The 19,026-nt window shown below is 65.2% G+C and carries 22 protein-coding genes; 12 read left to right on the top strand and 10 right to left on the bottom strand.

Going from position 1 to position 19,026, the window contains the following annotated elements:
• The first annotated feature begins 16 nt into the window (after positions 1-16).
• The 7 genes from puhA to hemA are packed head-to-tail and all read left to right on the top strand — an operon-like array spanning position 17 to position 5,375.
• Positions 17-793 carry a photosynthetic reaction center subunit H gene (gene puhA, locus C0456_RS04885; protein ID WP_291049019.1) on the top strand — a complete coding sequence of 259 codons (777 nt, stop codon included), beginning with the start codon at positions 17-19 and terminating at the stop codon, positions 791-793.
• A complete protein-coding gene (puhB, locus tag C0456_RS04880; protein ID WP_291049016.1) occupies positions 790-1,467 on the top strand; it encodes a photosynthetic complex putative assembly protein PuhB in 678 nt (225 codons plus the stop codon). The genes puhA and puhB overlap by 4 nt, the downstream gene beginning before the upstream one ends.
• Before the next feature lie 11 nt (positions 1,468-1,478).
• A complete protein-coding gene (puhC, locus tag C0456_RS04875; protein WP_291049014.1) occupies positions 1,479-1,958 on the top strand; it encodes a photosynthetic complex assembly protein PuhC in 480 nt (159 codons plus the stop codon).
• Positions 1,955-2,239, top strand: a complete 285-nt coding sequence (locus C0456_RS04870; RefSeq protein WP_291049012.1) for a hypothetical protein — start codon at positions 1,955-1,957, stop codon at positions 2,237-2,239. The genes puhC and C0456_RS04870 overlap by 4 nt, the downstream gene beginning before the upstream one ends.
• Positions 2,240-2,278: 39 nt before the next feature.
• Entirely contained in the window at positions 2,279-3,340 is a 1,062-nt protein-coding gene (acsF, locus tag C0456_RS04865; RefSeq protein WP_367179211.1) for a magnesium-protoporphyrin IX monomethyl ester (oxidative) cyclase, read from the top strand.
• A gap of 7 nt (positions 3,341-3,347) precedes the next feature.
• Complete coding sequence (gene puhE / locus C0456_RS04860; protein ID WP_291048997.1) at positions 3,348-4,157, top strand: putative photosynthetic complex assembly protein PuhE; 810 nt, start codon at positions 3,348-3,350, stop codon at positions 4,155-4,157.
• Between the two features lie 3 nt (positions 4,158-4,160).
• Positions 4,161-5,375, top strand: coding sequence for a 5-aminolevulinate synthase (gene hemA, locus C0456_RS04855; RefSeq protein WP_291048990.1), 1,215 nt, complete (start codon positions 4,161-4,163; stop codon positions 5,373-5,375).
• A gap of 52 nt (positions 5,376-5,427) precedes the next feature.
• Here hemA and C0456_RS04850 read toward each other — a convergent pair whose 3' ends face one another.
• Both C0456_RS04850 and pgeF read right to left on the bottom strand, forming a co-directional pair.
• Positions 5,428-6,366: a ribose-phosphate pyrophosphokinase gene (locus C0456_RS04850; protein ID WP_291048987.1), complete on the bottom strand. Its 939-nt coding sequence runs from the start codon at positions 6,364-6,366 to the stop codon at positions 5,428-5,430.
• A gap of 93 nt (positions 6,367-6,459) precedes the next feature.
• Entirely contained in the window at positions 6,460-7,224 is a 765-nt protein-coding gene (gene pgeF, locus C0456_RS04845; RefSeq protein WP_291048980.1) for a peptidoglycan editing factor PgeF, read from the bottom strand.
• A 179-nt stretch (positions 7,225-7,403) separates the two neighbouring features.
• Here pgeF and typA point away from each other — a divergent pair, with 179 nt between their 5' ends.
• A complete protein-coding gene (gene typA, locus C0456_RS04840; protein WP_291048978.1) occupies positions 7,404-9,236 on the top strand; it encodes a translational GTPase TypA in 1,833 nt (610 codons plus the stop codon).
• A 105-nt stretch (positions 9,237-9,341) separates the two neighbouring features.
• Here the strand turns inward: typA and C0456_RS04835 are convergent, their stop codons facing one another.
• The gene (locus C0456_RS04835; RefSeq protein ID WP_291048975.1) at positions 9,342-9,719 is read right to left on the bottom strand and encodes a TonB family protein; all 378 of its coding nucleotides are present in this window, start codon (positions 9,717-9,719) and stop codon (positions 9,342-9,344) included.
• A 139-nt stretch (positions 9,720-9,858) separates the two neighbouring features.
• Between C0456_RS04835 and C0456_RS04830 the strand changes: the two genes are divergently transcribed.
• Entirely contained in the window at positions 9,859-10,044 is a 186-nt protein-coding gene (locus tag C0456_RS04830; protein WP_291048972.1) for a hypothetical protein, read from the top strand.
• Positions 10,045-10,051: 7 nt separating this feature from the next.
• Here C0456_RS04830 and C0456_RS04825 read toward each other — a convergent pair whose 3' ends face one another.
• From C0456_RS04825 to C0456_RS04815, 3 genes are all read right to left on the bottom strand, one after another.
• A complete protein-coding gene (locus C0456_RS04825) occupies positions 10,052-11,323 on the bottom strand; it encodes a hypothetical protein (RefSeq protein WP_291048969.1) in 1,272 nt (423 codons plus the stop codon).
• A 119-nt stretch (positions 11,324-11,442) separates the two neighbouring features.
• Complete coding sequence (locus C0456_RS04820; RefSeq protein ID WP_291048966.1) at positions 11,443-12,069, bottom strand: energy transducer TonB; 627 nt, start codon at positions 12,067-12,069, stop codon at positions 11,443-11,445.
• Between the two features lie 314 nt (positions 12,070-12,383).
• Positions 12,384-12,725: a UrcA family protein gene (locus C0456_RS04815; RefSeq protein WP_291048956.1), complete on the bottom strand. Its 342-nt coding sequence runs from the start codon at positions 12,723-12,725 to the stop codon at positions 12,384-12,386.
• 365 nt (positions 12,726-13,090) lie between these two features.
• Between C0456_RS04815 and C0456_RS04810 the strand changes: the two genes are divergently transcribed.
• Positions 13,091-13,975, top strand: a complete 885-nt coding sequence (locus tag C0456_RS04810) for a hypothetical protein (protein WP_291048953.1) — start codon at positions 13,091-13,093, stop codon at positions 13,973-13,975.
• A gap of 27 nt (positions 13,976-14,002) precedes the next feature.
• Here the strand turns inward: C0456_RS04810 and C0456_RS04805 are convergent, their stop codons facing one another.
• Positions 14,003-14,518, bottom strand: a complete 516-nt coding sequence (locus C0456_RS04805) for a hypothetical protein (protein WP_291048951.1) — start codon at positions 14,516-14,518, stop codon at positions 14,003-14,005.
• A gap of 356 nt (positions 14,519-14,874) precedes the next feature.
• Here C0456_RS04805 and C0456_RS04800 point away from each other — a divergent pair, with 356 nt between their 5' ends.
• A complete protein-coding gene (locus C0456_RS04800) occupies positions 14,875-15,519 on the top strand; it encodes a hypothetical protein (RefSeq protein ID WP_291048949.1) in 645 nt (214 codons plus the stop codon).
• On the opposite strand, the gene recR is transcribed toward C0456_RS04800, so the two are convergent.
• Positions 15,516-16,121 carry a recombination mediator RecR gene (recR, locus tag C0456_RS04795; RefSeq protein ID WP_291048947.1) on the bottom strand — a complete coding sequence of 202 codons (606 nt, stop codon included), beginning with the start codon at positions 16,119-16,121 and terminating at the stop codon, positions 15,516-15,518. The two genes, C0456_RS04800 and recR, sit on opposite strands and share 4 nt — an antisense overlap.
• A 276-nt stretch (positions 16,122-16,397) precedes the next feature.
• On the opposite strand from recR, the gene C0456_RS04790 reads away from it, so the two are divergent.
• Complete coding sequence (locus C0456_RS04790) at positions 16,398-16,649, top strand: hypothetical protein (RefSeq protein ID WP_291048945.1); 252 nt, start codon at positions 16,398-16,400, stop codon at positions 16,647-16,649.
• Between the two features lie 107 nt (positions 16,650-16,756).
• On the opposite strand, the gene C0456_RS04785 is transcribed toward C0456_RS04790, so the two are convergent.
• Complete coding sequence (locus tag C0456_RS04785) at positions 16,757-17,080, bottom strand: YbaB/EbfC family nucleoid-associated protein (protein WP_291048943.1); 324 nt, start codon at positions 17,078-17,080, stop codon at positions 16,757-16,759.
• Positions 17,081-17,095: 15 nt separating this feature from the next.
• Entirely contained in the window at positions 17,096-18,832 is a 1,737-nt protein-coding gene (locus C0456_RS04780; protein WP_291048940.1) for a DNA polymerase III subunit gamma/tau, read from the bottom strand.
• Between the last annotated feature and the right edge of the window lie 194 nt (positions 18,833-19,026).

The raw sequence follows: 19,026 nt of genomic DNA, 5'->3' as shown, positions 1-19,026 counted from the left end.
TTGAAGGAGACCGCTCATGTTATTCCGTGGTGAATTCGTAAATGGCGTAGATCTCGTGGATGTCTGCCTCTGGGCGTTCACGATCTTCTTTTTCATCCTGATCTACTATCTGCTCCGCGAAGGCGCGCGAGAAGGCTACCCGCTGGAGGAAGACACCACCGGCCGCTCCGAGGGCGCCGGCATCTTCTTCTTCCCGCCGAAGAAAACCTTCAACCTCCCCAATGGCCGAGGCTCGATCGAGATGAGCTATGGCCCGGCCGATACCCGCGCCCATCCCCTGCGCCGCACGGCTCCCTGGCCGGGCGCGCCGATGGAGCCTGAGGGCGATCCGATGACCTCGGCCGTCGGCCCCGGCTCTTACGCCCAGCGTCTGGACGAGCCCGACCTCAACTGGGACGGCTCCAACCGGATCGAGCCCTATCGTCTCCACCCGGAATATACCGTCTCCGGGAAAGACCTGGATCCGCGCGGCCTTCCCGTCGTCGGCCTCGACCGCGTCACGGCCGGCACGGTGACAGATCTCTGGGTTGACCGGGCCGAAGCGATCATCCGCTATTTCGAGGTTACGCTGACAGGTACGGGCGAGCGCGTGCTCCTGCCGGTGCCGTTCTGCAACATCTCGAAAAGCCGCCGCCGCGTGGAGGTGGAAGCCATCAAGGCCGTCCACTTTGCGGACGTTCCCAAACTGCGCAATCCCGACCAGATCACCCGGCTGGAAGAAGACATGGTCAGCGCCTATTACGGCGCCGGCACGCTCTACGCCACGCCCCAACGCCTGGAGCCCCTGCTATGATCGGCTTTCATGATGAAGAAGACGAGAAGGGCGAGCCCGTCCGCGGCCTTCCCGAGAAACTGCCGGAAGGCGAACGCCTCCTCTGGCAGGGCAGCCCGGACATTGCCGCCTTCGCCATTCATGTCTTCCATATCCGCTTCGTCTTCGCCTATTTCCTCGCCGTGGGCGCCTGGCGCGCCACCAATGCGGCTTCGGCCGGGGCGCCGGGCGAGATTGCCGGTATACTGATCAGCTCGCTCATGGGGCTCGCCATCGGCGGGGGGCTGATCCTCCTCCTGGCCTGGGCCATGGCCCGCTCGACGGTCTATACGATCACCTCGCGCCGCGTCGTGCTCCGCTACGGCGTCGCCATCCGCAAATATGTGAACCTGCCATTTGAAAAGATCACCTCGGCAGACTTCCAGCGTCATGGCCGCGTCAAGGGCGATGTCCAGCTGGTCCTGTCCGCCTCCGGTGGCCTCAGCTATCTGCGCCTCTGGCCCCATGCCCGGCCGCTGCGCTTTTCCCGTCCGCGCCCTGTCCTGCGCTGCCTCAAGGATGTGACGGCCGTGTCCCGCGTGCTCGCCGGTGCCATCGCCACCTATGCGCCAGACCGGGTCAGCATCAGCGCCATCCCGGCGCGCGAAAAAGCCGCCCCCTCCCTGCCACCGGCAGCCGCCCCCAGCCTGTCCTAAGGAGTTTGATCATGCCCGCCCCAGCCGCGCCCGCCGTCCCGCACGCTCATGACAGCCGCCCGCCCAGGGCCCTGCTGATGGCCTGCGCCGCCCTGGTCGTGTTCGCCCTGCTGGGTGTGTCCGTGGTCCGGCTCACCGGCTCGACCCACACGTCTGACTGGCGCCCGCTCACCGTCGATACGCTTTCCTTCCAGTTTGTGGATGGCGAAGGCGGGGAAATCCTCGCGATTGATGCCGATACCGGGGCAGTCGTCCACACATGGGCGCCGGAAACCGGCGGCTTCGTGCGCACATCGCTGCGGTCCCTGGCGCTGGACCGCGCCCGGGATGGCATCGGCGCGGGCCCGCCCTTTTCCCTTCACCTTACCGGCAATGGCCGCTTCATCCTGGAAGATCCCGCCACCGGCCAGTGGATCAGCCTCGACGCCTTCGGCAAGGATAATGTTGCCGAATTTGCCCGCCTCTTCGAAGAGGGGAGGGCCGCGCGATGATCCCCCGCAAGCTGACTGTTCCGTGTACGCTCCGCATCGAGCACACTTTTGATTCCCTGGAAGCGCATGTCGAACTCGATGGCGGCCTTCAGCCCGGCATCGGTGACCGCGTCTATGTCCACGGCGCGCCCGTCTCCGTACCGTTCGGCGAGCGCCTCGTCCTGCGCCGCGTCGCCACGCTCACGCGCGCCAATTTTATCGAGCGGGCGCTGACCCGCCTGCACGCCATGTTTCTGCTCACCGAACTTTACGAAGTGAGCTTCAGCGATGGGAGGGTCTGACCGATGACCACTATGGACGCCACACTGACCGCCGATGAGATGCGCGCCCTTGAGGCGCCCCCGCGCGCCTTCGACACCAACTCCCTGGCCCTCCAGGAAACCATGCTCAGCCCGCGTTTCTACACGACGGACTTTGACGCCATCGACGCGATGGACATCTCCCCCGTCCGCGAGGAGTGGGACGCGCTGATTGCCGAGATGGCGGCTGATCCCAACCGCTCCCATTTCAAGCGCACCACCGAGTTCGACAATATCCTCGACACCCTCCCGCGGGAGCTGCGCACAGAGTTTGTCGATTTTCTCGTCAGTTCCCTGACGTCTGAATTCTCAGGTTGCGTGCTCTACCGCGAGATCACCCGCCAGGTCAGCAATCCGGACATGGCCGCCCTCTTCAAATATCTCAGCCGCGACGAAGCCCGCCATGCCGGATTCATCAATTTCGTCCTCAAGGATTTCGGTATCGGCGTCGATCTCGGCTTCCTGACGCGCAAGAAGAAATACACCTTCTTCAAGCCGAAATACATTCTCTACTCGGTCTATCTCTCCGAGAAGATCGGTTATGCCCGCTACATCACCATCTTCCGCCAGCTGGAGAAGCATCCCGAACTGCGCTTCCACCCGATCTTCAAATGGTTCGAACAGTGGTGCAATGACGAGTTCCGCCATGGCGAGGCCTTCGCCCTCATCATGCGGGCAGACCCCACCCTCCTGAAGGGCGGAAACCTCTACTGGATCCGCTTCTTCCTGCTGGCTGTCTACGCCACCATGTATGTCCGCGACCATCGCCGGCCCGCCTTCCACGCCGCTTTGGGCGTTGACCCGACAGAGTACGATTACAAGGTCTTCGGCCTCACCAATGAGATCGCCCGCCAGGTTTTCCCGGTCGAGATCGACATTGAAGCCCCGGCTTTCCGCAGGGGGCTTGAGCGCTTGCGCACCCTTGCAGACAGGATTGACGAAGTGAAAGGCCGCGGCGTCCTTGGCTGGATACATTCAAAAGGCCTCGCTCTTGCGGCGGGCGCAACTTTCCTGAAGCTGTATTTCCTTCCGGTCCGGAAAAACACGCTGCCGGAAAAAGTCCGGCTTCAGCCGGTCTGGTAGCGCGCGGATGTGGGATTATCTGCCCCCGGTTATATTTGCGGCGCTCGCCTGGTGGCTGAGCACGGGCGCGATCTTCTTCCTGATCGGTCTGCCCCGCCGCACACATGTCTGGACGGCCTGGGGCGCCACCGCCGTGCTGGCGGGCGCCACCCTGCTGGTCATCGCCCTGCGCGATCAGACGAGCGTAGAGGCCGCCTATCTCGGCTTTGGCGCGGGGCTGCTGCTCTGGGCCTGGCATGAGGTGATGTTCCTCACCGGCTTCCTCACCGGCTCCTCGCGCGCGGCCTGCCCGGAAGGGCTCACCGGCATGGCCCGGTTCCGCGCCGCCTTTGCCACCGTCCTTCATCACGAGATTGCCATTGCCGTCCACGCGGTCATTCTCGGTGTGATCAGCTGGGGCGCGGCCAATCAGTTTGCTTTCTGGGTATATCTCGTGCTCTGGGGCGCGCGCATCTGTGCCAAGCTGGTCGTCTTCTCCGGCGCGCCGAATATCACAGACCAGTTCATGCCGCGGCATCTGGATTATCTCAAAACCTATTTCAGCCGCCGGGCGCCCGGCTCGGTCTTTGCGGCCGCCGTCATCGTCATCACCAGCGCTTCGGCCTGGCTGGCGCTGAAAGCCTTTGGCCATGCGCCGGGCAGTTTCGAATCGGCTGGTTTCCTCCTGCTCACCGCCATTACCGTCCTTGCCCTGATCGAGCATTGGGCTCTTGTCCTGCCCCTGCGGGACCCATCGCTGTGGGGGTGGGCCATCAAGCCTTCCGTTCACGAACACGCACACACACGCACAGAAAACAAAGAGAAGTGGAGGGGATAACCCATGGATTTCGAAGCACATTTCCAAAGTGAGCTCGACGCTCTGCGCCAGGAAGGCAATTACCGGGTCTTCGCCAATATCGAGCGCGAGAAGGGGGCTTTCCCCAAGGCCGTGTTCCGCGGCGAGCGCGGGGAAGAACCCGTCAAGGTCTGGTGCTCGAACGATTATCTCGGCATGGGCCAGCATCCCGAAGTGCTTTCGGCCATGCATGAGGTTCTGGAAAACTGCGGCGCGGGCGCCGGCGGCACACGGAACATCTCCGGCACCAACCATTACCATGTCCTGCTCGAGCAGGAGCTGGCAGACCTCCACGGCAAGGAAGCTGCGCTTCTCTTCACCTCCGGCTATGTCTCCAACTGGGCCACCCTCGGCACGCTCGGCGCCAGGATACCTGGCCTCATCATCCTGTCGGACGCGCTCAACCACGCCTCGATGATCGAAGGCATCCGCCACAGCCGCGCCACCTGCAAGGTCTTCCGCCACAACGACCCGGAAGACCTGCGCCGCAAGCTCGACGCGCTCGACCCGGACGTGCCCAAGCTGATCGCCTTCGAGAGCGTCTATTCCATGGACGGCGACATCGCTCCGATAGCGGAGTTCTGCGACATTGCCGATGAATATGGCGCGATGACCTATCTCGATGAAGTCCACGCGGTTGGCCTTTATGGTCCCCGCGGTGGGGGCGTTGCCGAGCGTGAAGGCCTGATGGACCGGCTCACCATCATTGAAGGCACGCTCGGCAAGGCTTTCGGCGTTGTGGGCGGCTATATCGCCGGCTCGGCGGCGGTTGTCGATTTCGTCCGCAGCTTTGCCTCCGGTTTCATCTTCACCACCGCGCTGCCCCCGCACATCGCTGCTGGCGCCCAGGCATCGATCCGCCATCTGAAGGTTTCCAGCTGGGAGCGGCTGCAGCAGCAGGACCGGGTGCGCAAGGTCCGCCGCCGCCTGCGCGAAATCGGCATCCCGGCGATGGAAAACCCCAGCCATATCGTCCCGGTGATGGTCGGCGATCCGGTCAAGTGCAAGATGATCTCGGACTGGCTGATGGAGCGCTACGGCATCTATGTTCAGCCGATCAACTATCCCACGGTTCCGAAAGGCACAGAGCGCCTGCGCATCACGCCGTCCCCGGTCCATACCGATGCCGATATAGAAGACCTCGTCCAGGCCCTGTCAGAGCTCTGGTCCCATTGCGCCCTGGCCCGTGCCACGGCGTAATCCGGCCTGAAGGTCCTGGCAAAGCCCGCGCCCTGCGCGCGGGCGGCCTTGGCTAGCGGTCGAACAGCTTCGACACGCTTTCCTCATTCGCAATCCGGCGGATCGCTTCGCCCAGCAGGGGCGAAATCGGCAGCACACGGATATTCTTGGACTTCAGCGCCTCTTCCGAGGGCTGGATGGTGTCGGTCATCACCAGCTCGTCCAGCACCGAATTCTCGATCCGGCTGACGGCGCTGCCGGAAAGCACGCCATGCGTCACATAGGCGGAGACAGAGCTTGCCCCATGCTCCTTCAGCGCGGCGGCGGCGTTGGCCAGCGTGCCGCCTGAGTCGCACATGTCGTCCAGCATGATGCAGCGGCAACCTTTCACATCGCCGATGATGTTCATCACTTCGGACTTGCCCGCTTCTGGCCGGCGCTTGTCGACAATCGCCAGATCCGCATCGTCCAGCCGCTTGGCGAGGGACCGCGCCCGCACCACGCCGCCCACATCGGGCGAGACCACGATGATCTTCTCCTTGCCGTAGCGTTCCTTGATGTCGTCCACCATCACCGGCCCGCCGAAGAGGTTGTCGGTCGGAATGTCGAAGAAGCCCTGGATCTGCCCGGCATGCAGATCAACGGTCAGCACGCGGTCAGCCCCGGCGGTCGAGATCAGGTTTGCCACGAGCTTTGCCGAAATCGGCGTGCGGCCATCGGTTTTGCGGTCCTGCCTTGCATAGCCGAAATAGGGGATCACGGCGGTGATGCGCCGGGCCGAGGCGCGGCGCAGCGCGTCCATCATGATCAACAGCTGCATCAGATTGTCGTTCGCCGGGTAGGAGGTCGACTGGATGACGAACACGTCCTCCCCGCGCACATTCTCATCAATCCGGACGAAGATTTCCTGGTCGGCGAAGGTTTTGACCTCCGAGCGGGTCAGCCGCATGTCCAGATAGTCGGCGATGGCATCGGACAGAGGCCGGTTTGCGTTGCAGGAAATCAGCTTCATGGGAGGGCTCTCTCTGACCGGGCGGGGTTCGCGACGCTTTTGTAACAGGGCGGCCCGAGTCGCAAGCCACAGGATTCTGGAATCCGCAGTATATCAGGGCAGAATGACAATCGCCGAAGCATTCCGCCCATAATCAGGTTCGCCGCGCAGGTTGCGCCGCCGGTTGGAAAAGTAGGTCTCCTCCATCGCGCAGGTGTCATGGCCGAGATTGAACACCTCGCCCGCCCCGGCGGTGATCAGCTGGCGCTGGCAGAAGCCCGGCAGGTCGAAGTGAAACCGGTCGCCCTTGCCGGGAATGAACAGGTCGTCGCTGCCCGCGTCCTGGCTCAGAAACTGATCGCGGAATTCCGGGCCCACCTCATAGCTTGCCTGCTGGATCGTCGGGCCAATCGCCGCGCGGATGCGCTCGCGCCTGGCGCCCAGGGCTTCCATCTCCTCCAGCGTGCGCAGCAGAACGCCCGCAATGGCGCCCTTCCAGCCGGCATGGGCCGCGCCAATGATGCCCGCATCTGGGTCCGCAAAAAGGACTGGGGTGCAGTCTGCCGAAAGGATGCAGAGCCCCAGCCCCGGCCGGTCGGTCACCATCGCGTCGGCCTGCGGGCGCTCATCCCAGGGCGCGGTCACCCGCACCACGCCGGGCGAATGCACCTGATAGCAGGAAAGCAGCCATTTTGCCCCGATGGCCGCGCTGATCCGCGCCCGGTTCTCGGCAATATTGCGCGGATCGTCCGCCGATCCCTCGCCGGAGTTCAGGCTGTCATAAATCCCGCCGGAAACCCCGCCGCGCCGCCCGAAGAAACCATGGCTTAGCCCGGAAATACCGGCGAGCAGGGGGGCAGAGGTCAGCGGCGGGCTCATGCTCCCCCTGCTGCCGGTCCCCGGCGGCCCCGTCAAGACCCGCTTCGGGCTGCATCGGCCCCATCAAAACCTGCCGCTTCGGCATATGCAAAACGCCGCATGTCTGCTAGGGGGCGCCCAAATCCACCAGACAGCGCCCGTTTTCCTCCCGAACGCCGCCCGCCGGAAAGCCTATACTTATGACCACGCCGCTCGAAAAGATGCGCAACATTGCCATCATCGCCCACGTTGACCATGGCAAGACCACGCTCGTTGACGAACTCCTGAAACAGTCCGGAACCTTCCGCGCCAACGAAAAGACGGCCGAGCGGATGATGGACTCCAACGATCTGGAAAAAGAGCGGGGCATCACCATCCTCGCCAAGACCACCTCGGTCGAATGGAACGGCTACCGCATCAACATCGTCGACACCCCCGGCCACGCCGACTTCGGCGGGGAAGTGGAGCGTATCCTCGACATGGTGGACGGCGTGATCGTGCTCGTCGATTCGGCTGAAGGCCCCATGCCGCAGACCAAGTTTGTGGTCTCCAAAGCCCTGAAAGTCGGCCTGCGCCCCATCGTGGCCGTCAACAAGGTCGATAAGGCCGAGCGCCGCGTGGACGAAGTGCTCAACGAAGTGTTCGACCTCTTCGCCAATCTCGACGCCACCGACGAACAGCTCGATTTCCCCGTCCTCTATGGCTCGGGCAAGATGGGCTGGATGTCCAAGCAATATGAAACGCCCACCGCCAACATGGACGAGCTGTTCCAGCTGGTGGTCGATCACGTCCCGACGCCGAAAGTGGCCGAAGGCCCGTTCCGCTTCCTCGCCACCACCATCTCGGCAGACCCCTTCCTCGGCCGCATCCTGACGGGCCGCATCCTGTCAGGCTCGATCAAGCCGAACCAGTCGATCAAGGTGCTGAACCGCGAAGGCGGCCTCGTCGAGCAGGGCCGCATCTCCAAAGTCCTCGCCTTCCGCGGCCTTGACCGCGTGCCGGTAGACGAAGCCTCCGCAGGCGACATCGTCTCGCTCGCTGGCATGACCAAGGCCAACGTCGCCGACACCTTCTGCGACCCCTCGGTCACCGAGCCGCTGGCCGCCCAGCCGATCGACCCGCCGACCATCTCGATGACCTTCCGCGTCAATGATTCGCCGCTGGCCGGCACCGAAGGCACCAAAGTCACCTCCCGGATGATCTGGGACCGCCTGCAGAAGGAAGCCGAAGGCAACGTCGCCCTGAAAGTCGAGCGCGCCACTGATGCCGAGGCCTTCACCGTTTCCGGCCGCGGCGAGCTTCAGCTCTCCGTCCTGATCGAGACGATGCGCCGCGAAGGCTTCGAGCTCGGCGTCGCCCGCCCGCAGGTCGTCATGCAGGAAGGCCCGAATGGCGAAAAGCTCGAGCCGGTCGAGGAAGTCATCATCGATGTGGATGACGAACATTCCGGCATCGTCGTCCAGAAGATGAATGAGCGCAAAGCCGAGATGCTCGACATGCGCCCCTCGGGCGTCGGCCGCACGCGCCTTGTCTTCCACGCGCCGACGCGCGGCCTGATCGGCTATCAGGGCGAGCTTCTGTCGGATACCCGCGGCACCGCCATCATGAACCGCATCTTCCACGAATACGCCCCCCACAAGGGCAAGATCCAGGGCCGCCACACCGGCGTGCTGATCGCCATGGAGCAGGGCGAAGCCGTCGCCTTCGCCCTCTGGAACCTGGAAGACCGTGGCCCGATGATGATCCATCCCGGCGACAAGGTGTATGGCGGCATGATCGTCGGCGAACACAACCGCGACAACGATCTGGAAGTGAACGTCCTCAAGGGCAAGAAGCTCACCAACATGCGCGCCTCGGGCTCGGACGAAGCCGTCCGCCTGACCCCGCCGCTGATGATGACGCTGGAAAAATCCCTCGCCTACATCGCGGATGATGAACTCGTCGAGGTCACCCCGAAAAACATCCGCCTGCGGAAAATCTACCTCGACCCCAACGAGCGCAAGCGCCGCTCCAAACAGAGCGCCGACGCCTGATCCGCCCGTGTCATCCCGGAAAGCGTACCGCGCTGATCCGGGACCCTCTCTCCAAAACAGCCCTCTCCAGCCGGGGAGGGCTTTTTTATGCCGTCCTTCTTCCGGTCAGAATGCCTCTGGCTGAGGCTCCAGGCTGTATTCGAAGTTGAAGCCCGCGCACTGGGCGCCGGGAGGGAGGGTCTTGGAAAGCGCCGGGTCAAACCGCGCTTCCTGCATCGCCGCTTCGGCGGACTCGGCAAAGGCCTTGTAGGTGCAGCGCGCCGCCAGATTTACCGGCGTGCCCGCCGCATCGACATCAAAGCGCACCGTGCAGCGATCCTCATAGCCATTTTCGGCCTCGTGTTCGGGATAGGACGGGTGCGGAAAAACCAGGGGCATTGCCGGCACGGGGCAGACCGCCGCCAGCTCAGGGTCAGGGGCCACCCGCGTGGTGCAGCCCGCCATCACCAGGCCTGCGGCGATCAGTAACGTCAAGCGGTTCATGCGCGCCACCTCCGGGGGAAAGTGTATCCCGGCAGGCGCTGCCGTCAAGCGCCGCCCGCCAGGCTCCTTTGGACCCCCAAAGGAACCAACGGCCCCGGCAGCCGTTTGACTCCTGATCATAAGGAGTCTGGAGTTCGTCATGTCATCTTTTGCGATTTATCTGATCGGCTTTCTGCTGTTCATCGGCGGCCTTGCCTATGGCGCGTTCCTTCTGGGCGTCGCGCTCACCTGGATTCTCGTCGGCGCCGTCACGCTGCTCGGCCTCGGCATGGTCGTGGGCGTCGGCAAGACGCGCCAGAAAGACCAGACGCCCACCAGCGAATAATTCGCCCTCAGCCGGAAACAGGATCGCTTTCGGTCGCCTCGGCCTCGTCCGCAGCCAGATCGTCCTCTGAAGGGGCCGCCGCCTCATTGTCCGCTTCCTCCGGCGTGGCGGTCTCCTTCAGAGGCAGCGCCATGCTGGCGGCGAGCGTGCAGGCTGGCTCCAGCCCCCCGTCGCACGCTACCGCATAGAGCCGCCCGGCGCCCGCCTCATCCACACGGCCGCCAATGCCCTCCCGGCGCAGGTCGCCCGCCTGCAGGCAGGCTTCGATCACCCCAGCCTTGCAGGTTTCGGAAAACAGAAACCGCGCGCGCGAAAGCTCCAGCGGGCTCGCCTCGGCTTCCTGCCCGGCATCATACATCATCCAGGCCAGCTCATAGCATCCCTTGACTGACCCTTCGGTGCAGATCACGGAGAATATCCGCCGTGCGCGCACCGGGTCTGCCTCTCCGCCCGTACCATCGCGCAGCCAGGCAGCAAAGATCTCGCACGCTTCCAGATCGCCCCGCCCGCAGGCGTCCGCCATGCCCCTCCGCTCCTCGGCCAGCGCCAGGTCTTCCTCCGAGGGCTGAACATCCCCGGCCGCCTCATCTGCCGCCGTCATCTCCTCGCCCTCGGCCAGATCATCAGGCCCGGCAATCGCCGCCCCGAAATCAAGGTCGGGCAGGGCCTCTGCTGCAAAGCTCGGGCCGCCCCTTGCTGGCGCCTCATCCTCCGCAGGCAGCGTATAGGCCGTCACGATCACGGCGGCGTCCTTGTCTGCATCGGCAGGGGCCACCGGCGCGCCGGCGGCTTCCACGGGCGCGGGCGCCGCCTCGATGCCCGCCCGCTCGCAGCCCTCCGGCTTCCCGGCCTCGCAGGCGCGGGTATAGGCGGCCAGAGCGCCCTCGCTGTCAGGTTCGCCAAAGTCGGGAAATTCCAGCTCGCCGGCAAGGCGCAGGCAGGCATCGCCGTCGCCAAGGCCGCAGCCCTGCGCGAACAGATCCACCGCTCCCGGAATATCTGCCGCCGCCCCCCGCCCGGCATAGAGAAGCGCGCCGGCCGCATGGCATCCCGCGCCGCTTTCCAGCGCGCAGGCCTCCCGGTAAAGCGCCAGCGCCCGTTCTGCGTCCTCGTCGCGCGCAAATATGTGGCCCAGCGTCAGGCAAGCCTCGCCATCGCCCGCGCCGCATCCGGCTTCCAGCGCGGCACGCTCCGCGCCCGCCGCCTGCGCGGCCGCCGGCATCAGCGCCAGCGCGCACAGCATCGCCAGAAAGCCGGCCCGTCTTGATACAAAACCCATGGGTTGGCCCCGCTTGTCGACCCCGGCGCAATATTGGCGGCGTTGCCCATGGGGTCAACACCGGCAGGGTGGGGCAAAGCCGCAGGGCCGGGGCAGGGCAGGCCCGCCCCGGCAGCCCGTCACTCCACGATGAATTCGATCGGGTAGACCGCATTCTTCTGGATCACGGGCTGGCCGTTGCGGATGGCGGGGAGGAATTCCGCCCGCCGCACGGCCCGTTCGGCTTCGGCCCGGAACACATTATCCGTACACTGCGCCGCCACATTCTGCGGCCGCCCGGCCGTATCCACGTCAAAGGTCACGTTGCAGCTGCCTGAAATTCCGCGCGATACGGCGGCGGCCGGGATCGTGGGCACCGGCGGGCGCACCGCCACCAGCTCCCGCCCGTCAATCGGGCTGGCAGAGATCGCGCCGAAGCTGATCTTGCCAACGTCAAACCGCTCCGGCGCCTCCCCGCCCCAGACCGGGCCGGTGGGAACGAGGCCCTCGCTCGCCACAGCCGGGCGCGGCGGCGGCGGGGGCTTCTGCGCCGCCTCCAGGGGCACGGGCCTCTGCTTGGTGCGGGGTTTGCCCGGCTCGGTAATCTCCGGCGTCACCCTTTCCAGCACCCGCTGCGGGCTCACCACCAGGGTCACCTCGCGCACCGTGATCAGCGCATTGGCCGCCAAGAACAGGCCATAGACCAGCGGCGCCGCCAGCAGCGTGGCCAGCGACAGGCGGTATGGCCCGGTATTCATGGAAATCATGTCATTCCTCCTCCAGCTTTGCAGCCCGCCTCTGCGGGCCGTGTCCGGCCGGGCTCTGCGGGCCCGGTTCCGGAAGCAGGCAGCCCCTCGCTGCCCATGCCTTGCGCTAGGGAAGCCTGACGCTGCGTCAAGAGCAAAGTGGAGAAAGGCGCAATCCCGGCGTGAAAGCCGGGCGGCCTGCGTTCAGGTCAAGTCTCAGTCATGGTCTCAGGCAAAGCCGGAGTGAGGGGCCACCCTTGGCCTCAGATGGCCCCTCCAACGCCGCGGACCGGGAGGAAACATTGGTCTGGCGTTGTTCCGGAAAATCGGGGGGCTCAGTTGGCGAGCGCGTAGTCCACAGCGGCCAGGCGCTGGAAGGTGGGTGCCAGTTCAACGCTGCTGGCCTGGTCAGCATGGATCTGCTGCACGGCGGCCTTCACGAGGGAAGCGGAGCAATCGGCGTCCACATAGATGGCGCCGAGCGCCGGCACGCGCTGCGAGCAGAGCTTGCGGGCCTTGCTTTCAAGCTGGGAAACCAGCGTTTCGACGCCGGCTTCGGTGGTCAGCAGGGCCGGATCATAGTCCATCTTCAGGGTCACTTCCTTCAGCGACTCTGCAGCAGCAACGGGGGTGAGAGCCATGGCAGCGGCCAGGATCATCGAGGTAGCTTTCAGCATTGGATCAGTCCTTCAGAGTTAGCGCCGGGCGCGCCGGCAGGAAAACTCCTCCCGCAGCGCGTCCGGGGGCTTATCCTGCTCCGGTATGGGGCGGGGTCCCGGTGGACGGGGTGCCTCGCGCCATGGCCTTGACCGGAGCGGCCCAGCTCATGCTGCATTGCAACAATTACCTCGCAGGTGCGACAAAGCAATGACAACCGGCCCGCTTCTGAACAAAATCACCGTTGTTCACTGCTCATTGCCACGGGGGCAGGCAAACCTGCCCAATCTTTGAACAGGCGTTGAAATCCGCCCCCCGGTACAGGGGCTGGCGGGGGCCCGGTTCCCCCGCCACAATCGGGCGGCACCCATCTGGAAGATGCCCCATGATTCGCGCGCGCCTTGCCGCCGCCCTGTTCAGCCTGGCCGCCGCCCCGGCGCTTGCCGAAGCCGGGGAGGGCGCCGCCGAGACCATCGCCTGCCCCGAAAACGCCGCCCAGATCGTCTTCAACATGCACGCCGCGATCGAGCTTGGCGTCCCGACCGCCCTTGAAAAGGTCTATGAGACGGCCGAAATCGCCGCCACCCGCTGTCCCGGCAGCAGCGACATTCAGGGCCTCGCCGCCCTCCTGTTCGTCTCCCTCGCCGGCGCCGTGGAAGATCCAGACACCCAGCTCACCCTCTTCAGCAAGGCCTATGACGCGGCCCTGCGCACCGACCACACGTTCGACAGCGGCACCGGCACCGCCGTCACCGGCGGGGATGGCGCAGAGGTGAAACTCTATCTCTACGGCCCGGTCTTCACGGCGCTGGAATCGGTCATCATCCCGCAACTCGCCATTCTCGCCACCACGCCCGGCAGGGAACGGGTCCACCCGATCTTTGCCGAAGAGGCCCCGCTGGCCGCCTATCCCTATACGGCAAATCGCGGCAGCGGCGTGGAATATGAGGCCCGCGGCCTCTCCGGGGCGTCTACCGCTCCGGGCGCGGTGGGCGCCATCTCCGCCCGCCTCCTGCGCCTGCAGGCGGCCTGCCCGAAGCGGGCGGCCTATTTCGACTGGGCGCTGGCGGCCTATTTCAACCGCGCCGCCTATGCCAACGAGTTCCGCCCCGGTGAGGCCCGCAAACATGCCCGCGCCGCGCTCGCCCATGCCGCCGCCTTCAGCCGCGCTGCCCCCGCCACGCGCGGCAGTGACGCTGACAAGAATGCAGACTTCCTCAGCCGCATGACGGTCAACCTGCGAGACAAGTTTCCTGATCTGGATCAGTGATCCGCCGGCAGATAATCTTCTGAAGCCTCACTCCTCGGGAAGGACCGGGGCTCTCTCCGGCGCGCCCCAGCGCATCCGGCACATCCGCGCCTTGTCCTCAAAGCCGCGATGGATCACGCCATAGAAATCCGCGTCGTCCTGCGCGCTCAGTTCCGGCGCAATCTGCGTCATCCGCGTCAGCGCCGTCTCGACATAGCCACACCGCGTCTGGCTCAGCGCGTCGCCCGCCAGAAGGGCATTGGCCTCGCCCACACTGTCCAGCAGCAGGGCCATGGCATAGTGCAGATGGTTCATCTCGGCGGAAACCGGGGCCCAGCCGGCAAGGTCGGTCTCCACCGCCTCCAGCGCCGCCAGATTGTCCTCACAGATCACCAGCTGCATGTCCGGCGTGTCATCCCTCAGCGCGCTGTCGAGGCATTCCTCATAGAGGCTGCTGATGTAGGGCATCACATTCCAGCCCGCGCCTTGGGCCGTCGCCGTCGCTGCCGCGCTGGCCAGGCTGGCGGCCAGCGCCGCGCCCATCAGCTTCACCCCTGCCTTCATGATGGCTCCCCTGATATGCGCCCTGCCTGCCTCTCTCCTGCCACATCCCGCGCCCCCGCCAATCCCCGGATCAGGGGAGGGGGGCGCCGGGCCCTGTCCCGGCGTGTCCGGAACTGTCCGGATTTGTCCGAAACTGTCCGGATTTGTCCATGGAGTGTCCGGGCCTGTCCAAAACTGTCCGGATTTGTCCGCGTTCTGTCACCCCCCGAATGAGGGACAGGCGCGCCCAAACCCGCAGGTTTCTGCCCGGCCAACGCCCTGACCGGAAACAGCTTTTCCCCTCCCGCGCCCCCGTCTTATCCAACACGCCCGTGCCTGGCTTTAAACTCTCCCCCATGCGCGCCGTCTTCGCCCCCATGGCCATCAGCCTTATTCGCTTTGCCCAGGTTGCGGCAGAGATGCTGGCGGTCACGCTGGTCCCGCGCCTCGGCCTTGGCCGGTTCGGCTTCACGGTTTTTCTGCCCCGGCCCGCGCATGAGGCGGTCGCCGCCGAGCTGACCTTCATCGAAGCCATGGTGCGCCGCGCCCTCTTCCTCATTGCCGCCGCGCGCGGCGCGCTGGTCGCTCCGTCCGTCCCGCCAAAAGCACGCCCCGCTGCAGGGCCCGCCGCGCCTTCAGCGCCCGCCTCGGGCCGCGCCCGCGCCCCGCTGTTCCGCCTGACTGAGCCTGCCGCGCGCGTCCGCATTGGCCGCAAGGCAGCTCCTCCGTCTACGCCCCATCCTGCCGCTGCCGCCGCGCCGCCCCCCACCGAAGATACGCTGCTGCCCAGCGCGCGGCTCGTTCGCCGCCTGCGGGCGCTGGAAACGGTCTTCCTTGATCCGGAGGCGAACATTCTGCGGATGCGCCGGCTGCTGGCACCTTACCCTGAAAAAATCCTGTCGCGCCGGGGCTATGACGCGGCCCGCGCGGCCAGTGACAATGCCGTGAATTTCCGCCTGCTGGGCCAGGTGCAGGGCCTCGTTGACGGCGCCCTGCTGCAGATGCGGCTTGATACCGGCTAAAGCCCGCGCCGCGCGCGCAGCGCCGCCGCCAATGTTCCATCATCGAGATGATCCAGCTCACCGCCCACGGGAACCCCGTGCGCGAGCCGCGTCACATCCACGCCTTTCCCGGCCAGCAGGTCGGCCACATAATGTGCCGTGGTCTGACCATCCACCGTCGCGTTCAGCGCCAGGATCACCTCGCGGATGCCCCCCGCATCGATCCGTGCCACAAGGCTTGCAATGCCCAGGTCTTCCGGCCCGATCCCGTCAATGGCCGAGAGCGTCCCGCCCAGAACATGATAGCGCCCGCGGAACGCGCCCCCGCGTTCCAGCGCCCACAGGTCTGGCACATCCTCCACCACACAGATCACGCCCTCGTCCCGCCCCGGCATCTGGCATACGGCGCAGGGCTGCACGGTGTCATAATTGCCGCAGACCGTGCATTTCTGGATCTTCGCGCCCGCTTCGGCCATCGCCTCGGCCAGCGGCTTCAGCAGCGTGTCATTCCGCTTCAGCAGATGCAGCGCCACGCGCCGCGCCGACCGCGGCCCCAGGCCCGGCAGCTTGGCAATCAGATCAATCAGTCGAAGAAGCTCAGGACCGGCAGAACGCTGTGACATGGCCGTTTTCCTCGCGCACTTCGCGCTCCGTGTCATCCCGGAAGATGCGCAGCCTCTGTCCTTCGTCACCCTCGATGCGCAAAGCGCATCTGAGGGCCCATCTCCTGCCAGCGCCGTTGCTTCCAGCGGAGAGAAAAGGAGCTGGGCGCTCAGATGGCCTGCCGGCCATCGAGCGTGACGAACATTTGGCCCGGGACTTACAGCCTCGGCGCCTCATTCGGATCATGACGCCTTATGAATTTGGGAATTTTCCGGTGCGTTCCAAGAGCGGGCGCGATGCTTCAATTCTCTCGTGCCTTCAACAAAAAGGAGAAGGGCATGCAAACTTTTAGGCAATATGTAAAAACTCGCTGCGCTTGGAGAGAGAAACACGAGCGCTTCGTTTGGTCAGTGGAAAGAGATAAGGATTTTCCGCAGCCGCAAAGCTGGGCAGCACTCAGCGATTATCTCATCGCAAAAAAAGCCAGTGAAGACGTTATCCAATCTGCGCACTTCTTCTGGCAAAAATATATTCAATACAGCTCTTAACTCCGTTAGCTGCAGTAATTGGGGAGGCGTAACGGGGACCGGCCGGTTTGCGTCCTCCCCCGCCTCCTTGATTTGATAGGATATATGGCAGTTGGAGCCAGACCGCGCTAAAACGGCAGCTTGAACCCCGGCAGCAGGCCGCCGAAGCCGGCCGTGGCTGATTTCATCGCCTCTTCCATTGCCTGGTCGAGGCGCTTGCGGGCGTCGGAATGGGCGGCCTTGATCAGGTCTTCCACGATTTCCGGATCGTCCCCCATCAGGCTCCGGTCGATGGTCACCGACACCATCTCCCCCTTGCCGCGCAGCTTCACGCGCACAAGGCCGGCCCCCGCCACGCCGTCCGCTTCGGTATTCTCGATCTTCTGCTGCACTTCGGCCATCTTGGCCTGCATGGCCTGGGCTTGCTGCATGATCTGGGCGAGGTCTTTCATGGGATCTTGTCTCCGTCAGGCCGGCCGGCGGGTTTTGAGAGGAATAACGTTACTGGCCACATCGTCCTGCGAGGGCTCGATTTCAAGCGGCGGCGGCATCTGGCCCACATCCAGGATCACCGCGCCGGGGATCGCCGAAAGGGTTGCCGCCACCAGCGGATGCTGCATCGCCGCCTCGATCCGCTCGGCCTTCTCCCGCCGTTCCCGCTCGCGCATGGATTCAGCATCGGTCTCGGCTTCCTCCACGGTCCAGTCGAGATCGCTATAGCTTTCGAGGAAGGTTTTCAGCCGCCCCAGCAGGCCCGCCGGTGCCCCCGGCGCCAGCGCGCAGGCCAGCCGCCCCGGCTCAAAGCTCGATGGCCGCACGAACCGTTCGGTATCCACCTGCAACGCCACCTCGCGTGCCGCGTCCATCATCGCAATCATGTCGGCAAAGCTGTGTATCCCGCCGGGCACCTGCGGCGGGGCCTTAAGGGGCGGGCTATCCTTTCCCGGCGGCCGGGCCCCCTCGGCAATCATCCGCGCGGCCTCTTCGGGCGAGGGCAGGGTGGAGGCGGCCGCCAGCCGCAGGATCACCATGTTCAGCGCCGTGGCCGGGTCCGGCGCCACCTGCAGGTCGCCATAGCCCGACAGCAGCAGCTGCCAGTTGCGCGCCGCCTGCGCCGGGGTCAGGCGCTGGGCCAGCGCCTTCGTGCGGTTTGCCCAGTCGGCCGGCCCGGCCGGGGTCCAGTCGTCTCCGGTCGCCTGCGCCACGGAAATATCGGCCGCAATATCAAGGATGTCCTTGAGGATCACCGCCGGGTCTGCCCCGCTCGCCACCTGCTCGCGCACTTCGGCCAGCGCGCCCTTGGCGTCGCCCGAAACCGCCTTCTCCACCGCGTCCAGAAGGCGCGCCCGGTCGCCCAGGCCCAACATCGCGCGCACGGCGGCGCCCGAAACTTCCTCGCCATCCGTGGTCTGAACAATGCCCTGGTCCAGCAGGGAAAGCCCGTCGCGCACAGAGCCTTCGGCCGCCCGCGCAATCAGCGCAAGGGCTTCTTCAGAAACATTCGCCCCTTCATTGCGGGCCACATTGCCCAGATGGGTTGCCAGCTCCGCGCTATCGAGGCGTTTGAGATCAAACCGCTGGCAGCGCGACAGCACCGTCACCGGCACCTTGCGGATTTCCGTCGTCGCGAAGATGAACTTCAGATGCGGCGGGGGTTCTTCCAGCGTCTTCAGCAGCGCGTTGAAGCTCGCATTCGACAGCATGTGAACTTCGTCGATGATATAGACCTTGTAGCGCGCCGACACAGGCCCATACCGGGCCGAATCCAGCAGGTCGCGCATATCCGCCACGCCGGTGCGCGAGGCCGCGTCAAGCTCCAGCACATCCGGGTGCCGGCTCGCCATGATCGCGTCGCAATGCTCGCCGGGCGGGTCGAGGTGGATACTCGGGCCTGAAGCCTTGCCCTTCTTCCCCTTGGCATCGGCCTTCGGCTCATAGTTGAGGGCCCGGGCCAGGAGGCGCGCCGTGGTCGTCTTGCCCACCCCGCGCACGCCCGTCAGCATGAAGCCATGCGCGATGCGGCCCGTCTCGAACGCGTTCGAAAGCGTCCGCACCATCGCTTCCTGGCCGATCAGGTCCTCGAAGCGCCGCGGGCGATACTTCCGCGCCAGCACCTCATAGGCCTTGCCGCGCGCAGGCGCCTCCCCGCCCCCAAAGAGGGCGCCCGTGGCATCATCGCCTGTGGAGGAATCGTCTGCGCTCATGGATCGCCGGACCTTAGCGGGGCAGGGGCAGAAGGGCAAAGGGCTTTAAACGGCGCGGAGAGTATCGCGTGTCATCCCCACCACCCCCTCGTGTCATCCCGGACACCGCAAAGCGGTGATCCGGGACCTTCTCTCAATCTCTGTGCTCCCTCTCAACAGGGTCCCGGATCGGCCCTCTGGGCCGTCCGGGATGA

Origin of the sequence: Hyphomonas sp., assembly GCF_013823385.1 — a bacterium.
Lineage (GTDB): Bacteria > Pseudomonadota > Alphaproteobacteria > Caulobacterales > Hyphomonadaceae > Hyphomonas.
The sequence above is the reverse complement of the archived record's forward strand: the minus strand, read 5'-3'. Positions and strand labels throughout refer to the sequence as shown.

Coding starts and splice junctions, on each gene's coding strand:
- puhA (WP_291049019.1), top strand. CDS start 17: ATGTTATTCCGTGGTGAATTCGTAAATGGCGTAGATCTCGTGGATGTC.
- puhB (WP_291049016.1), top strand. CDS start 790: ATGATCGGCTTTCATGATGAAGAAGACGAGAAGGGCGAGCCCGTCCGC.
- puhC (WP_291049014.1), top strand. CDS start 1,479: ATGCCCGCCCCAGCCGCGCCCGCCGTCCCGCACGCTCATGACAGCCGC.
- C0456_RS04870 (WP_291049012.1), top strand. CDS start 1,955: ATGATCCCCCGCAAGCTGACTGTTCCGTGTACGCTCCGCATCGAGCAC.
- acsF (WP_367179211.1), top strand. CDS start 2,279: ATGCGCGCCCTTGAGGCGCCCCCGCGCGCCTTCGACACCAACTCCCTG.
- puhE (WP_291048997.1), top strand. CDS start 3,348: ATGTGGGATTATCTGCCCCCGGTTATATTTGCGGCGCTCGCCTGGTGG.
- hemA (WP_291048990.1), top strand. CDS start 4,161: ATGGATTTCGAAGCACATTTCCAAAGTGAGCTCGACGCTCTGCGCCAG.
- C0456_RS04850 (WP_291048987.1), bottom strand. CDS start 6,366: ATGAAGCTGATTTCCTGCAACGCAAACCGGCCTCTGTCCGATGCCATC.
- pgeF (WP_291048980.1), bottom strand. CDS start 7,224: ATGAGCCCGCCGCTGACCTCTGCCCCCCTGCTCGCCGGTATTTCCGGG.
- typA (WP_291048978.1), top strand. CDS start 7,404: ATGACCACGCCGCTCGAAAAGATGCGCAACATTGCCATCATCGCCCAC.
- C0456_RS04835 (WP_291048975.1), bottom strand. CDS start 9,719: ATGAACCGCTTGACGTTACTGATCGCCGCAGGCCTGGTGATGGCGGGC.
- C0456_RS04830 (WP_291048972.1), top strand. CDS start 9,859: ATGTCATCTTTTGCGATTTATCTGATCGGCTTTCTGCTGTTCATCGGC.
- C0456_RS04825 (WP_291048969.1), bottom strand. CDS start 11,323: ATGGGTTTTGTATCAAGACGGGCCGGCTTTCTGGCGATGCTGTGCGCG.
- C0456_RS04820 (WP_291048966.1), bottom strand. CDS start 12,069: ATGATTTCCATGAATACCGGGCCATACCGCCTGTCGCTGGCCACGCTG.
- C0456_RS04815 (WP_291048956.1), bottom strand. CDS start 12,725: ATGCTGAAAGCTACCTCGATGATCCTGGCCGCTGCCATGGCTCTCACC.
- C0456_RS04810 (WP_291048953.1), top strand. CDS start 13,091: ATGATTCGCGCGCGCCTTGCCGCCGCCCTGTTCAGCCTGGCCGCCGCC.
- C0456_RS04805 (WP_291048951.1), bottom strand. CDS start 14,518: ATGAAGGCAGGGGTGAAGCTGATGGGCGCGGCGCTGGCCGCCAGCCTG.
- C0456_RS04800 (WP_291048949.1), top strand. CDS start 14,875: ATGGCCATCAGCCTTATTCGCTTTGCCCAGGTTGCGGCAGAGATGCTG.
- recR (WP_291048947.1), bottom strand. CDS start 16,121: ATGTCACAGCGTTCTGCCGGTCCTGAGCTTCTTCGACTGATTGATCTG.
- C0456_RS04790 (WP_291048945.1), top strand. CDS start 16,398: ATGCTTCAATTCTCTCGTGCCTTCAACAAAAAGGAGAAGGGCATGCAA.
- C0456_RS04785 (WP_291048943.1), bottom strand. CDS start 17,080: ATGAAAGACCTCGCCCAGATCATGCAGCAAGCCCAGGCCATGCAGGCC.
- C0456_RS04780 (WP_291048940.1), bottom strand. CDS start 18,832: ATGAGCGCAGACGATTCCTCCACAGGCGATGATGCCACGGGCGCCCTC.